The 13,618-nt window shown below is 70.7% G+C and carries 12 protein-coding genes; 8 read left to right on the plus strand and 4 right to left on the minus strand.

The genetic code is table 11. From position 1 onward, the window contains the following. Window positions 1–3: 3 nt before the first annotated feature. A complete protein-coding gene (ctaD, locus tag ACNYS0_RS31370) occupies window positions 4–1,689 on the minus strand; it encodes an aa3-type cytochrome oxidase subunit I (protein ID WP_422478326.1) in 1,686 nt (561 codons plus the stop codon). Between the two features lie 334 nt (window positions 1,690–2,023). Between ctaD and ACNYS0_RS31375 the strand changes: the two genes are divergently transcribed. Then, the gene (locus ACNYS0_RS31375; RefSeq protein WP_422478328.1) at window positions 2,024–2,239 is read left to right on the plus strand and encodes an I78 family peptidase inhibitor; all 216 of its coding nucleotides are present in this window, start codon (window positions 2,024–2,026) and stop codon (window positions 2,237–2,239) included. 102 nt (window positions 2,240–2,341) lie between these two features. Here the strand turns inward: ACNYS0_RS31375 and ACNYS0_RS31380 are convergent, their stop codons facing one another. Then, window positions 2,342–3,331: a phosphatase PAP2 family protein gene (locus tag ACNYS0_RS31380; protein ID WP_422478330.1), complete on the minus strand. Its 990-nt coding sequence runs from the start codon at window positions 3,329–3,331 to the stop codon at window positions 2,342–2,344. Between the two features lie 222 nt (window positions 3,332–3,553). Beyond that, window positions 3,554–4,687 carry a hypothetical protein gene (locus ACNYS0_RS31385; RefSeq protein WP_422478332.1) on the minus strand — a complete coding sequence of 378 codons (1,134 nt, stop codon included), beginning with the start codon at window positions 4,685–4,687 and terminating at the stop codon, window positions 3,554–3,556. A 259-nt stretch (window positions 4,688–4,946) separates the two neighbouring features. On the opposite strand from ACNYS0_RS31385, the gene ACNYS0_RS31390 reads away from it, so the two are divergent. Next, complete coding sequence (locus ACNYS0_RS31390; protein WP_422478334.1) at window positions 4,947–6,578, plus strand: MFS transporter; 1,632 nt, start codon at window positions 4,947–4,949, stop codon at window positions 6,576–6,578. 28 nt (window positions 6,579–6,606) lie between these two features. Here ACNYS0_RS31390 and ACNYS0_RS31395 read toward each other — a convergent pair whose 3' ends face one another. Beyond that, on the minus strand, window positions 6,607–7,056 hold the full coding sequence (locus ACNYS0_RS31395) for a cell division protein SepF (protein WP_422478336.1): 450 nt from the start codon (window positions 7,054–7,056) through the stop codon (window positions 6,607–6,609). A 329-nt stretch (window positions 7,057–7,385) separates the two neighbouring features. On the opposite strand from ACNYS0_RS31395, the gene ACNYS0_RS31400 reads away from it, so the two are divergent. The 6 genes from ACNYS0_RS31400 (at window position 7,386) to ACNYS0_RS31425 (ending at window position 13,613) form a co-directional block, all read left to right on the plus strand. After that, entirely contained in the window at window positions 7,386–8,552 is a 1,167-nt protein-coding gene (locus ACNYS0_RS31400; protein WP_422478338.1) for a DUF5685 family protein, read from the plus strand. Window positions 8,553–8,747: 195 nt separating this feature from the next. Beyond that, window positions 8,748–11,108: a sensor histidine kinase gene (locus ACNYS0_RS31405; RefSeq protein WP_422478340.1), complete on the plus strand. Its 2,361-nt coding sequence runs from the start codon at window positions 8,748–8,750 to the stop codon at window positions 11,106–11,108. Then, window positions 11,105–11,533: a roadblock/LC7 domain-containing protein gene (locus ACNYS0_RS31410; RefSeq protein ID WP_422478342.1), complete on the plus strand. Its 429-nt coding sequence runs from the start codon at window positions 11,105–11,107 to the stop codon at window positions 11,531–11,533. The genes ACNYS0_RS31405 and ACNYS0_RS31410 overlap by 4 nt, the downstream gene beginning before the upstream one ends. Beyond that, window positions 11,530–11,886: a DUF742 domain-containing protein gene (locus ACNYS0_RS31415; RefSeq protein WP_422478344.1), complete on the plus strand. Its 357-nt coding sequence runs from the start codon at window positions 11,530–11,532 to the stop codon at window positions 11,884–11,886. The genes ACNYS0_RS31410 and ACNYS0_RS31415 overlap by 4 nt, the downstream gene beginning before the upstream one ends. Further along, on the plus strand, window positions 11,870–12,466 hold the full coding sequence (locus ACNYS0_RS31420; protein WP_422478346.1) for a GTP-binding protein: 597 nt from the start codon (window positions 11,870–11,872) through the stop codon (window positions 12,464–12,466). The genes ACNYS0_RS31415 and ACNYS0_RS31420 overlap by 17 nt, the downstream gene beginning before the upstream one ends. A 241-nt stretch (window positions 12,467–12,707) precedes the next feature. Beyond that, window positions 12,708–13,613, plus strand: coding sequence for a S1 family peptidase (locus ACNYS0_RS31425; protein ID WP_422478348.1), 906 nt, complete (start codon window positions 12,708–12,710; stop codon window positions 13,611–13,613). Window positions 13,614–13,618 lie beyond the last annotated feature (5 nt).

Here is a 13,618-nt window from a genome sequence, read left to right on the forward strand (position 1 = left end):
TGGCTAGCTTTTCCTCCCGGGCTCCAGCGGCCGGTCCTCGAAGGCCGCGAACTCCGGGTGGTGCAGGTCGAACGCGGGGGACTCCGAGCGGATCCTCGGCAGCGTGACGAAGTTGTGGCGCGGCGGCGGGCAGGCCGTCGCCCACTCCAGGGACCTGCCGAACCCCCAGGGGTCGTCGACCTCGACCTTCACCCCGTACTTCGTCGTCCGCCACACGTTGTAGAGGAACGGCAGCGTGGACAGGCCGAGCAGGAACGCGCCGATCGACGAGACGGTGTTGAGCGCCGTGAAGCCGTCCGCCGACAGATAGTCCGCGTACCGGCGCGGCATGCCCTCCGCGCCCAGCCAGTGCTGGACCAGGAACGTCGTGTGGAAGCCGACGAACAGCGTCCAGAAGTGGATCTTCCCGAGCCGTTCGTCGAGCAGCTTCCCCGTGAGCTTGGGCCACCAGAAGTAGAAGCCGGCGAAGGTCGCGAAGACGACCGTGCCGAACACCACGTAGTGGAAGTGCGCCACCACGAAGTACGAGTCGGTGACGTGGAAGTCCATCGGCGGCGAGGCGAGGATGACGCCGGTCAGGCCGCCGAACAGGAACGTGGTCAGGAAGCCGACCGACCACAGCATCGGCGTCTCGAAGGACAGCGAGCCCTTCAGCATCGTCCCGGTCCAGTTGAAGAACTTCACGCCCGTCGGCACCGCGATCAGGAACGACATGAACGAGAAGAAGGGCAGCAGCACCCCGCCCGTCGCGAACATGTGGTGCGCCCACACGACCACCGACAGGCCCGTGATCGCCATCGTCGCGCCGACCAGCATCGTGTAGCCCCAGATCGGCTTGCGGCTGAAGACCGGCAGGATCTCGCTGATGATCCCGAAGAAGGGCAGCGCGATGATGTAGACCTCCGGATGCCCGAAGAACCAGAAGAGGTGCTGCCACAGCAGCGCGCCTCCGTACTGGGCCTCGAACACCACGGACCCGAACCGCCGGTCCGCCTCCAGGCAGAGCAGCGCGGCGGCGAGCACCGGGAACGCGAGCAGCACCAGGATCGACGTGAACAGCGTGTTCCACGTGAAGATCGGCATCCGGAACATCGTCATGCCGGGCGCCCGCATCCCGATGATCGTGGTCAGGAAGTTCACCGAGCCGAGGATCGTGCCGAACCCGGCGAGTGCGAGCCCCATGATCCACAGGTCGGCGCCGACGCCGGGGGAGCGGGTCAGGCTGTTCAGCGGCGCGTACGCGAACCAGCCGAAGTCCGCGGCCCCGCCCGGCACGATCAGCGAACCGAGCACGATCAGGCCGCCGAAGAGGAACAGCCAGTACGAGAACATGTTGAGGCGCGGGAACGCGACGTCGGGCGAGCCGATCTGCAACGGCATGATCTCGTTGGCGAAGCCGGCGAAGGTCGGCGTCGCGAACAGCAGCAGCATGATCGTGCCGTGCATCGTGAACAGCTGGTTGTACTCCTCGTTGGAGAGCACCTGTAGGCCGGGGCGGGCCAGTTCGGCCCGCATGAGCAGGGCCATGACCCCGCCGATCAGGAAGAAGCCGAACGACGTGATCAGGTAGAGGTGACCGATCTTCTTGTGGTCGGTCGTGGTCAGCCAGTCCACGACGATCCGGCCCGGGCGTCGCTCGCGCGGCGCCCCCACCGTCGCAGGCCCGGCCTGCACTCCGGTCGTTCCCATCGCTTGCCCCCTCGCTGTTCTGCTGCGCGCCTCGGGCCTGCTGCGGACTGAAGGACATGATGCTCGCGTGGCACCCGCCGCGACAGAGGGCGTACCCCTGTTTCTGGCATGGACAGACAATTCCCGGACGGCCTCAACTCGTCGGCGCCGCCACCGGATTCGGAATGCGCGGGGGAATTGCGCGCGGGCCGCGGCAATTCCCCCGCGCCGCACAGAGAAAGCGAAAGTAGGAAGCGAGTAAGAAGCAGAAAACCCTCGAACGTGTGAGGAACTCCGAATAGCCAACTGTCGTGATCTTGTGACAAAAGTGTGACGCGCGGCCTACGGTGGCGGCATGGCACCCATTCCCACCCCGCCGACCGAGCCGCAGGACAATCCGGACGCGTATCTCGGCCTCGAAGCGGAGGCCGCCGAGTCGCAGGCCCGTGGCCGCGGCTGGACCTCCGTGAGGCAGCTGCCGCCCGGCGCGATCATCACCATGGAGTACATGACAGGCCGGCTGAACCTCGAGATCACGGACGGAAGAGTGACGCGCTGCTGGAAGGGCTGAGGCCCCTGAGGCGTGCGAAGGCCCCCGAACCCGCAAGAGGTTCGGGGGCCTTCGTGGTGCGGGGCTTGGCTGTGCGTACCGGGCCCCGCCGTCTGTGGTGCGCTAGGACACCGTTCTGGTCGACGGCGTCCCGCGCGTGAGTCTCTCCGTGGCCGGGCGGCGGCTCCCCGCCGGGGTGATCGGCGTGCGCTCGCCGCGCGGGGTGTGCGGGCCCTGCGGGAGCAGCTGGCGGCTCGTCCTGGTGGTGCCGACGGACTCGCGCGTATGGGTCGTGGTCATCGCGGGAACCGGCACGGGCTCGGACTCCGGCTGTGGCAGCCGGGCGTCGGAGCTGCGGCCGCGCAGGCGGTCGCGGACCGCGAAGATCCACGCCTCGGCGCGGGCCACCAGCGGCTCGAACCAGGGCAGCGCGAGCAGGATGAGCAGGCCCGCGGCCCAGCCGAGCAGCACGTCGCTCAGCCAGTGCGTACCGAGGTAGACCGTGGTCAGGCCGACGCTCAGGGAGATCACGGCGGAGACCGCGGACAGCCAGCGCCTGGCCCGCGGGGTGGAGGCGAGGTAGGCGAGGATGCCCCAGGTGACCACCGCGTTCGCGGTGTGGCCCGAGGGAAATATGTCGCCGCCCTGCCACATCTCGCTCGACCCGATGGTCGTGGCGTAGTGCGGCCCCGCACGGCCCATGCCGTACTTGGCGGCGCCCACCGTCACGTTGAGCAGCAGCAGCGCCGTACCGAACATCAGCAGCGGCCGCAGCGTGTGCTGCCGCCACGAGCGCCAGCCCAGCCATGCCGTCACCATGACCGCCGTCGGGCCGCGCTGGCCGAGGACGACCCAGTAGTCGAGGAAGGCGTGGATGTCGGGCCACTGCTGGTACGGCCGGAAGAACATGACCTGCCAGTCCACCGCCACCAGCCATGACGTGGTGAGCACCGCCACGACGATCGTGAGGTAGAAGGACAGGGTCAGCCCGAAGAGCACGACCCGGTGCCGGCTCATGTGGGGCATGTCCACATGGGTCGGTCGTTCGGGCTCGCGATCGAGCCTGGCGAAGACCCGCTCCACACGGCGGGTCAGGTTTCGTTCGGTACGCACCCAATCGACGCTACAGCGACCGCGAGGTGGACCGACGCGAATCAGGGGCTTTGTGATGACGATGTGATGTGGGATTGATCTCAGGTGGCCGAATATTCCCATGATTTCGGCTGTCCGGAAGGGGTGATTCCCGAATTCAAAGATCGTTTCCGCTGCTCATTATATGACGCTTATGAATGCGTTCACCTGATACCCGTGCGGAATTGGCCGTTCACTCACCGCTCACGGCGGGCCCGACCCGTTCAGCCAGAACGCTCCGTAGGCCGCCGACAACGCTGCGAGACCGCCGACCGCCCACGCCGACCTGCTCGTACGCCATCCGGCGAGTGCCGTCGCGAGCGGCAGCAGCAGCGGGAAGGCGGGCAGCAGCAGCCGCGGCTTCGAGCCGAAGTACCCCGAGGCGCACAGGGCGAGCACGACCACGATGCCCGTGTAGACGAGCACCGGCACCGGCTGGTGCCCCCGTACCCCGGCGACATACAGCCAGATCACCAGCGCGACCCCGACGATCAGACCGACTCCGGCCAGTGCGCCCAGCGGCGAGGTGAACCGGTCGGCGACGAACCCGGCGAAGGCCGCGCCCCCGTCGAAGCCGTTGCCCCACTGCGCCTGCACGTCGAGATAGCCGAAGAGTCCGCCACCGGTCCGCCGCCCGACCCACAGCACGTACGCCGCGGCGCCCAGCGGCGCGAGCAGCACCCCGAGCAGCAGCCGCCACGTCGCCCGCCGTTCCCGCGCGATCCACAGCGCCGCCGCCACCCACACCGCCGCCACGACCGCCGCCCCGATCGGCCGGGTCAGGCCCGCGAGCGAGGCGAGCAGCCCCGCGAGCACCCAGTGCCGGCGCAGCACCGCGTACAGGCCCCACGCCGCGAGCGCCGTGAACAGCGCCTCGCTGTACGCCATCGACGTCACGATCCCGACGGGCAGCGCACCCCACAGCACGGCGAGCCAGATCCCGGCTGTCCGCCCGTGCAGCAGATCACCGACGGCGAAGATCCCCCACGCCGCCGCGAGCGAGGCGAGCAGGCTCACCACGAGACCCGCGTCCGGGTACGACAGCGGGCTGACCGCCGAGACGAAACGTTCGAGCCACGGAAGCAGCGGAAAGAACGCGAGGTTCGAGTGCACGGTGCCGTCGGGCAGCGTCACCGACCAGCCGTAGCCGTGCTCGGCGACCCGCGTGTACCAGAGCGAGTCCCAGCGGGCCGTGAGCAGCGTGTGCGCGCTCTTGCCGTTCGCCGCGCTCCACACGGCGAGCACGAGCAGGCCGAGCGCCCGCACCGCGGCGTATCCCAGCAGGGCGGGCGCGGCGTGCCGCGGCGAGGGTCGATGTCGTTGGTCCACGTCCGTCACGGCCCCGATTATCGGCGTTCGTCCCGTCCGCCCCACCAGCAGGTCCCCGCCCCAGGAGTGGTGCACGCCACACCCGCGTGCGGCGGCCTTGAGAGGTCCGCCACGTGTCATTGGCGAGAACTCGCGTACGCTGACGGCTTACTCGCCTTGTCGCCGCGGGGCCGGGAGACCGCTCCTCCCGAGCCGGAACCCAGACAACGCCTATGGCATCCCCTGTCCTGGGAACCGCCGAACGCGAGGACCACTGGGAGGTACGCACATGTCCGGGACGAACACGGCCTCCGGGCGCGCGCTCGGGCGCCTGGCCGCAATGGGCGCCCGACCCCACCGCTGGGTCGTCCTCGTCGTCCTGTGCACAAGCCTTCTTCTGGTCGCCCTCGACTCGACCATCCTCTACGTCGCGCTGCCCGCGGTCACCGAGGACCTCAAGCCGACCTCCGTCGAGCTCCTGTGGATCGGCGACGCGTACCCGTTGGTGTGCGCCTCGCTGCTGATCCTGTTCGGCACGCTCGGCGACAGAGTCGGCCGCCGCAAGATCCTGCTGCTCGGCTACGCCCTGTTCGGCGCGGCCTCCGCGCTCGCCGTGTTCTCGGACACCGCGCAGGTGCTCATCGTGGCCCGCGCGATCCTCGGCATCGGCGGCGCGATGATCATGCCCGCGACGCTCTCGATCCTGCGCGACGTCTTCCCCGACCGGCACGAGCGGGCCGTCGCGATCGGCGTGTGGACCGCGGTCGCCGCGGTCGGCGCCGCCACCGGGCCCGTGCTCGGCGGCTTCCTCGTCGAGCACTTCTGGTGGGGCTCCGTCTTCCTCATCAACATCCCGCTGATGCTGATCATGCTGCCGCTGTGCCGGGTCCTCGTGCCCGAGTCCAAGGGGCGCAGCGACGGTCCGTGGGACCTGTTCGGCGCGCTGCTCGCCGCGCTCGGTGTGCTCGGCGTCGTCTACGGCATCAAGGAACTCGGCACCAAGCGCGATCTGCTCGACGCGGAGGCCGTGCTGCCGTTCGTCGTCGGCGTCGTGCTGCTCTTCCTCTTCGTGCGCCGCCAGCGCCGCCGCGAGCACCCGCTCATCGACATGAAGCTGTTCTCGCGGGTCGCGTTCTCCACCTCCGTCGGCTGCATCGTCATCGCGATGCTCGCCCTCGTCGGCCTGGAGCTGATCGCGGTCCAGTACCTCCAGCTGGTGCTCGGCCTCAGCCCTCTCGAGACCGGCCTGCGGATGCTGCCGCTGACCTTCGCCGCGATGACCGCGGGCATCATCGGTTCCGGGAACCTGCGCCGCTTCGGGCCGCGCGCCATGGTGTCGTCCGGCTTCGCGCTGACCGCCTGCGCCGTGCTGATGCTCTGCGCGATGGGCGAGCAGGACAAGCCGTGGCTGCTCGGCTTCGGCTTCGTCCTGCTCGGCTTCGGCTTCCAGACCACGCTGTTCGGGGCCTACGAGTCGATGCTCACGGAGGCGCCCGCGGACGACGCGGGCGGCGCGGCCGCGATCGGCGAGACCTCGTACCAGCTGGGCGCCGGCATGGGCATCGCGCTGCTCGGCTCCGTCATGAACGCGGCGTACGCGCCCGGTCTCGGCAATGTGCCGGGGGTCTCCGACGGCACGTCGACCGCCGCGGGGCACTCGCTGGGGGAGGCGTACCAGATCGCCGCGCGGCTCGGGGGCGCGGCGGGGGACGCGCTGCGGGAGGCCGCGCGCGCGGCCTTCGTGCACGGCCTGCACGTCACGCTGGTCGTCAGCGCGGTCCTGCTCTTCCTCGGGGCGCTCGCCGCGCTGCGGCTGCCCAAGCGGATGGAGTGCGAGGCACCCGCGGCGGACGACGCGGACGTGGCGGCGCCGCGGCGGGCTTCGTCACAGACCGAATCCTCGGCGTCCTCGGCCGCGTGACGCGGTTCGGGGGAGACCCCCGAACCGCTCAGCTCTGATTGAAGAAACCGTCCGTCGGGGCCTTGGTGTCACGGCCCGAGACGATCTGCGTGTCCGCGGGGCTCAGCAGGAACACCCGGGTGGCGACCCGGTCGATCGAACCCCTCAGGCCGAAGATCAGCCCCGCCGCGAAGTCCACCACGCGCTTGGCGTCGGCCGGCTCCATCGACGTGAGGTTCATGATGACCGGGACCCCGTCCCGGAACATCTCCCCGATGCGCCGCGCGTCCCGGAAGGTGTCGGGGGTCACCGTGCCGATCCGGCGGCCCTTCTCCTGGGCCTCCTCGGAGGCGACCTTCACGCGCGGGTCGGTGACCCAGGCTGCGTCGCCGGTGGCGGCGGGCTCGGGCCCCTCGTCGTAGTCGTCGTCGTAGTAACGCTCTTCATCGTTGTCGTCGACGAGGCCAAGCCAGGCACTCGCCTTGCGCACCGATCCCATGGACGCCTCCTCTCACAGCGGTTCCTCTGCGTTCCGCATGTCGTGCATCCCCAATGTTCGTCCATGATGCAGATGCGGCGCCAAGGGGATAGGCGCCGCGCGGGGGTTTCGTGACGGTACTGGTGCACAGTCTGCGTGACGTTGTCCCCCAGTTCCCAAGGGTTGTACGGGATACGGCTGCTGATGGTGAGTGAAATATGATTCTTCACGGCGTATGGGTGACCTTCGGTGCGTACGGGTGAACGGGAGGCTCGCGCAAGGGCTCGATACGATGCCGGGGACGGCCGCCCGAGTTGACGGGCCGTCATTCGGTGTACGGGGGAGTCTTCTTGTTCGGCATGGTTCGACCCTGCTCTCATCGGCTCGGCGAGAGCCTCAGAACCCAGTGGATGGCGCACCTCTGCGGGCTGTGTCTGGCACTGCGCGGTGACCACGGGCAGTTCGCCCGTGTCGTCACCAATTACGACGGTCTGCTCATCTCGGTTCTGACGGAGGCTCAGAGCGAGAAGGCGGGCGCGGGCGGCGCGTGGCGGCGGCAGGCCGGTCCGTGCCCGCTGCGCGGCATGCGGGGCGCCTCCGTCGCCCAGGGCGAGGGCGCGCGGCTCGCCGCGGCCGTCTCCCTGGTGCTCGCCTCGGCGAAGGTGCGCGACCACGTCGAGGACCGGGACGGTCTTTTCGCGCGCAGGCCGGTGGCCATGGCCGCGCGGAAGGTCGCCGCGGGCTGGACAAGGGCGGGGGCCCGTACGGGATCTGACGTCGGGTTCGACACGGCGGTCCTGGTCGACGCCGTCGAGCGGCAGGCCGGGGTCGAGGCGCTCGCCGGGCCCGGCAGCAGCGTGCTCGCGGTGACCGAGCCGACCGAGACCGCGACGGCTGCCGCCTTCGCGCACACCGCGACGCTCGCCGGACGCCCCGCGAACGCCGAGCCGCTGGCCGAGGTCGGCCGGTTGTTCGGGCGGCTCGCGCATCTGCTTGACGCCGTCGAGGACCGGGAGGCCGATGCCGCCTCGGGGGCCTGGAACCCGCTCACCGCGACCGGCACGCCGCTCGACGAGGCGCGGCGCCTGGCCGACGACGCCCTGCACGGTGTCCGGCTCGCCCTGCGCGACGTCGAGTTCGTGGACGGCAAGCTGGCGCACCTGCTGCTCGCGCACGAGCTGGGCCGCTCGGTGGACCGGGCGTTCGGGACCACCACGGAGCCGGGCGCGGATCCGGGCGCGGACCCCGGCGCGCCCGGTGGGCACCCGGGCGGGGCGCCTCCGGAGCCGCCGAGCCAGGGCAGGAAGCGGGGTCTCTTCGCCGGATGCGCCGTCGCCGCGGGCCTTTTCTGCACCTGTCAGGTGTGCTGCGCCGAGGAGTTCCACGGGCCGTGGTCGGGGAAGAAGCGCGAGGGTGCCTGCCGGGGCTGCGACGGCTGTGACGGGTGCGACTGCTGCTGCGACGGCGACGGATGCGACTGCTGTGACTGCTGCTCGTGCTGTGACTGCGGGCTGTGAGGCGCTGGCCCTGTATACGGCTCCGGGGTGGCCCGAACGTGTGACGCGGGGTCACCTGCGCGCCTTCCGCGGCGCTGTTTCCGGAACGTAAAACCATCATCTGATCCGGTGACCGGGGTCTTCGAGGGCTCGTTGGCCCGGCGCGGGAAGCACCGTTTCCGCACCGTCAACTGGCCCTCTCCATAAGGCATTTCTGTGGACCTCGTCTCGTCGGTGACGGCATCCGTCACCGCCTCAGCCCGACCCAGAACCATTCGCACACGACTCCTGCGCATCCTCGCCCTGGCCACCGCCGTCCTCCTCGCCCTCCTCGGCTTCTTCGCGGCCGAGCAGATCTCCGGCTACCGCAGCGCCTCCGCGACCGCCGCCGACGCCCGCCTCGAAGTCACCCTCCAGGGACTCGTCCACGAACTCCAGAAGGAGCGCGGCCTCACCACCGGTTACGTCGGCGGGGTGCGGCAGTTCAGCGCCAAGCTGCCCGCCCAGCGCAAGGCCACCGACACCGCGCGCGTCGCACTCCAGGACGCGTACGAGAAGCGCGGCACCTCTGCCGCCGCCCACGACGCGCTCGGGCGACTCGACTCGCTCGCCGGCATCCGCAAGAGCGCGGACGACGGCTCCGGGCAGGTCAAGCCCACCTTCGAGTACTTCACGCACACCATCGCCGAACTGGCGGGGCTCGGCCGGGGCCTCGACGACGTGGCCGACGGGCCGCTGCGCGACGCGTATCAGTCGCTCCAGGGCCTCGGCCGCGCCAAGGAGTTCATGGGGCAGGAGCGGGCCATCGTGCTCGGCTCCGTGCGGGCCGGAGGACACTTCCGCGGCGACGACTACAGCACTTTCATGGAGATCCGCTCCGGTCGGCTCGCCGCCCTCGAAGCGTTCCCGCGCACCGCGACCGCCGCTCAGGAACGCCGCCTGGACGCGGCTCTCGCCACCCCCGACGCCGAGCGCGCCCTGTCGTACGAGTCGACCGCCGCCCACGGCGCGGGCCGGCTCAGCCCCCGCGACGTACCGCCCTCGGCCTGGTGGGACACGATGACGTCGACCATCGACGGCCTGCGGGACGTGCAGGTGTCCATCGGCGCCGACGTCGAGCACCGCGCCGCGGAGCTCGAGGGTTCCGCCCAGCGCGACCTGCTGCTCTTCGTCGCCCTCGCGCTCGCCGTCCTCGCCGCACTCGTCGCGCTCGCCCACGACTGCGTACGCTCCGTCTCCGCGCCGCTCACCGGGCTCGCCCAGCAGGCGCGGGAGCTGGCCGGGGTGCGGCTGCCACGGGCCGTCGCCGCGGTGCAGACCGCGGGGGACACCGCGCCCGAGCCACCCGCCCCGCTCACCCCGGACCTGCGGGCGGGCGCCGAGGTCCGTGAGGTGGCCGAGGCCTTCGACCGGGTGCAGAACGTCGCGTTCGACCTCGCCACCGAGCAGGCCGTGCTGCGCCGCAACGCCACCGATTCGCTGGTCAGCCTCGGACGCCGGAACCAGAACCTGGTGCGCCGTCAGATCGGCTTCATCAACAGGCTGGAGCACCAGGACGCCGACCCCGACACCCTCGCCAACCTCTTCGAGCTCGACCACCTGGCCACCCGTATGCGCCGCAACGCCGAATCCCTGCTCGTGCTCGCGGGGGAGTCGAGCCCGCGCACCTGGTCGACCCCGCTGTCCGTCACGGACGTGCTGCGGGCCTCGCTCTCCGAGGTCGAGGAGTACCGGCGGGTCACCCTGCGGCGCGTCGAGCCCGCCCGCATCTCCGGTTCCGTCGTCGCCGAACTCTCGCATCTGCTCGCGGAGCTGGTGGAGAACGCGCTGACCTTCTCGCCGCCGGACTCCGACGTCGAGATCGAGGGGCGGCGCACCAGCGAGGGCTACCTCGTCGCCATCGTCGACCACGGGCTCGGCATGGACACCAAGTCCCTCGCCGAGGCCAACGTCCGGCTGTCGGGCAACGCCAGCTTCATGGCCGAACCCACCCGGTTCCTCGGCCACTTCGTGGTCGGCGCCCTCGCCCGCAAGTGCGGCATCGAGGTGCGGCTCGGCGAGGCGCCCGCCGCCGGTGTGGTGGCCCGGGTGCTGGTGCCCGCGGGGCTGCTCACCGAGGCCGAGGCCACGACGGACCGGCCCGCGAAGCCTGCCGTGGAGTCCGGCCGGGAGCCCGGGCGGGCCCCCGCGGAGCCGGCCAAGGTGCCCGTCCCGCGCAAGGAGGTGCCGGCGCCTGCCGCGGTCGGCGCCGAGGCCGCACCGCGTACGGCGCACTCCGGTACTGCGTCCTCCGCGTCCTCCGCCTCCCGTACCCGTAACGGCCTGGTCAAGCGGCCGCAGCGGAGTGCCATCTCGAAGGCGGTGCACGAGACGGGACCGTCGACGCGGCCCGCACCCGAGGCGCCCGCCGCCGAGCGCACCCCCGAGGGGGTGTCCGGGATGCTGTCGGGCCTGCGCAGCGCGCACCTGCGCGGCTCCATCAGCGTCGAGAGGGAGCGCGCGGCCCGGGAGAAGGCCGGCGCACAGCAGAGGACCGAGGCCGGGGACGGCGCCGAAGGGCAGGGCGACACCAAGTGACCACCGTCGACACGCGGGGCGAATCGCAGACCTTCAACTGGTTGCTCGCCAACTTCGTCCGCAACACCGACGGCGTCCGCGACGCCGTCGCCGTCTCCTCCGACGGGCTGCTCATCGCGGTGTCGGACGGGCTCGACCGCACCGAGGCGGACCGTCTCGCCGCGATCGTGTCGGGCCTGTCCAGCCTCGCGCGCAGCGCCTCGAAGCGGTACAGCTTCGACGGCGTGAAACTCATCATGATCGAGATGGGGCGCGGCTTCCTGCTCGTCTCGGCGATCCGCGACGGCAGCTGCCTCGGCGTACTCGCCGACAGCAGCGGTGAACTCGGCCTCGTGGGCTACGAGATGGCCGTTCTCGCCGAACGGGCGGGAGACCTCCTGACCCCGGCGCTCATCGCCGACCTGCGGGAGACGCTGCCGCGATGAGTGAGCCGTCGCAGGAACAGGAGGCGGAGGACGGCCAGTTCGTCCGCCCCTTCATCATCACCGGCGGGCGCTCCCTGCCCGCGCAGGCCGATCTGCGCCTGGAGACCCTCGTCGTCGCGCTCGACGCGGCGGAGGGGGCCGCGCCGCTCGCGTTCGAGCACCAGCGCATCGTGGCGCTGTGCCAGGAACCCACCACCGTCGCGCACATCGCGGAGGCGGTGGGGGTTCCGCTCGGAGTCGCCAAGGTGCTCGTGGCCGACCTCGTCGTCGGCGGACGCCTGTCGTGCTCGCAACCCGCGGAGCTGCCGCTCCACACCCTCGAAAGGATCAGGGACCATGTCAGGGCGCTCTGAACGCATCGCCCCGCTGGCCGTGAAGATCGTGGTCAGCGGAGGTCTGGGCGTCGGCAAGACCACGTTCATCGGGGCGGTGTCGGAGATCGAACCGCTGGACACCGAGGCCTCCATCACCCAGGTCTCGGTGGGCGTCGACTCGCTCGCCGGGGTGGAGGACAAGACCACGACCACCGTGGCCCTCGACTTCGGCCGCATCACGCTCGATCCGACCCTCGCGCTGTACCTGTTCGGTACGCCCGGGCAGGACCGGTTCTCGTTCCTCTGGGACGACCTGGTGGAGGGCGCGCTCGGCACCGTGGTGCTCGTCGACACCCGGCGCATCGAGGACTGCTTCCCCGCGCTCGACTACTTCGAGGCGCAGGGGGCGCCGTTCGTGCTCGCCGTGAACCGGTTCGAGGGCGCCGAACGGTTCGAGATCGGCGAGATTCGTGAGGCGCTGGGGATCGGGGACGAGGTGCCGGTCGTCGAGTGCGACGCGCGCACCCGGACCTCCGTGCGGGATGTGCTCGGTGCGCTGATGGACCAGGTGATCGGGGTGCGCACCCGGCCGCGGCGGATGCCGGCGCTGTCCCGCTGAGAGCCTGTGAACCGCGAGCGCCTCCGCCCCGCTCCTCCTCCGGCGGGGCGGAGGCGATTGCGAAGAAACGAGGGAAGTCTCAAAGGCCCTCTTGTGCGCGGCGGTTCGACCGGCGAATACTCCCGTCAGCGATTGTCAGGAGCACGACGTGTTCGGAATCCGGACGAACGTCGTGATCCTGACTGCGCCTCACGGGCCCCACCCCACGAGGGCCCCCGACTTCCTACGGGAGGAACGAGCAGTGAGGATCAAGCGCAGCACCCCCCGCAGCGGCAGAACCAGATCGACCCGGCTGATCGCCGTCGGCTCCGGTCTGCTCGCCGTGGCAGCATTCGCGATCCCCTCCGCCAACGCGTCCGACGCATCGCAGACGTTCAGCGCCGCCGAACTCACCCAGACCCGTGACGCCGTCCGCTCCGCGGATGTCGCCGGAACCGCCTGGGCCGTCGACTCCAAGACCAAACAGGTCGTCGTCACCGTCGACAGCACGGTCTCGCAGGCCGAGATCAGCAAGATCAAGAAGGAGGCCGGCGACACCGCGGGCGCCCTCAAGATCGAGCGCACGGCGGGCACCTTCAAGAAGCTGCTCTCCGGCGGCGACGCCATCTACGCGAGCAGCTGGCGCTGCTCCCTCGGCTTCAACGTCCGCAACAGCGCCGGGGCCTACTACTTCCTGACCGCCGGTCACTGCACCGACGGCGCCGGAACCTGGTGGTCCAACTCCTCGCACACCTCGACCCTCGGCTCCACCGCCGGGTCCAGCTTCCCCGGCAACGACTACGGCATCGTCAAGTACGCGAGCGGGGTCTCCACGCCCTCCGGCACCGTGGGCAGCCAGGACATCACGAGCGCGGCGACCCCCTCCGTGGGGACGACCGTGTACCGGCGCGGCTCCACCACCGGCACGCACAGCGGCCGGGTCACCGCGCTCAACGCCACCGTGAACTACGGCGGCGGCGACATCGTCTCCGGCCTCATCCAGACCACGGTCTGCGCCGAGCCCGGCGACTCCGGCGGCCCGCTCTACGGCGGCACCAAGGCCTACGGCCTCACGTCCGGCGGCAGCGGCAACTGCTCCTCCGGCGGCACCACGTTCTTCCAGCCGGTGACCGAGGCGCTCAGCGCGTACGGAGTGAGCGTCTACTGATCCGA

The organism is Streptomyces anthophorae (assembly GCF_049310305.1).
Taxonomy (GTDB): Bacteria; Actinomycetota; Actinomycetes; order Streptomycetales; family Streptomycetaceae; genus Streptomyces.

Bases quoted from the DNA above. Each gene is read 5' to 3' on its own strand.
- ctaD (WP_422478326.1), bottom strand. From the start codon at position 1,689: ATGGGAACGACCGGAGTGCAGGCCGGGCCTGCGACGGTGGGGGCGCCG.
- ACNYS0_RS31375 (WP_422478328.1), top strand. From the start codon at position 2,024: ATGGCACCCATTCCCACCCCGCCGACCGAGCCGCAGGACAATCCGGAC.
- ACNYS0_RS31390 (WP_422478334.1), top strand. From the start codon at position 4,947: ATGTCCGGGACGAACACGGCCTCCGGGCGCGCGCTCGGGCGCCTGGCC.
- ACNYS0_RS31395 (WP_422478336.1), bottom strand. From the start codon at position 7,056: ATGGGATCGGTGCGCAAGGCGAGTGCCTGGCTTGGCCTCGTCGACGAC.
- ACNYS0_RS31415 (WP_422478344.1), top strand. From the start codon at position 11,530: ATGAGTGAGCCGTCGCAGGAACAGGAGGCGGAGGACGGCCAGTTCGTC.
- ACNYS0_RS31420 (WP_422478346.1), top strand. From the start codon at position 11,870: ATGTCAGGGCGCTCTGAACGCATCGCCCCGCTGGCCGTGAAGATCGTG.